This window comes from Staphylococcus sp. EG-SA-2, assembly GCF_017152085.1.
The window spans coordinates 1-456 of the sequence record NZ_JACYHC010000267.1 but is presented as its reverse complement, the minus strand read 5'-3'; the positions used below and the strand labels follow the sequence as shown (position 1 = coordinate 456).

The following is a 456-nucleotide window of genomic DNA, read 5'->3' as shown; positions in this document are numbered from 1 at the left end:
CAAGGATTAGATATACCTAATTTACAAAAGAAAACGGTTCAGGAGTACTTAAAAGAAGCAACAGGAAAAGCTAAAAAAATGCTAGAAATTAGATTGCAAATGTCTAAAACCAGTGTGAAAAAATACAACAAAATGCATGACATGATGTGCAGTGATGAACGGGTAAGAGGTCTGTTTCAATTTTACGGTGCCGGTAGGTAGAGGTGTACAACTTCAGAATTTAACAAAGCATTATATTTCAGATACTGAATTAGAAATAGCAAGAGATCTTATTAAAGAACAACGTTTTGACGATTTAGATTTATTACTCAATGTTCATCCTCAAGACTTATTAAGTCAATTAGTTAGGACGACATTTACTGCTGAAGAAGGTAATGAACTAGCAGTAAGTGATTTTTCTGCAATAGAGGCAAGAGTCATAGCATGGTATGCAAAAGAACAATGGCGTTTAGATGT

General features: G+C 33.8%; 1 pseudogene. It reads left to right on the top strand.

Annotation, left to right across the window (positions count from 1 at the left end):
• Window positions 1–456: pseudogene (locus IDG60_RS02610) on the top strand (DNA polymerase family A protein); the annotation flags it as partial.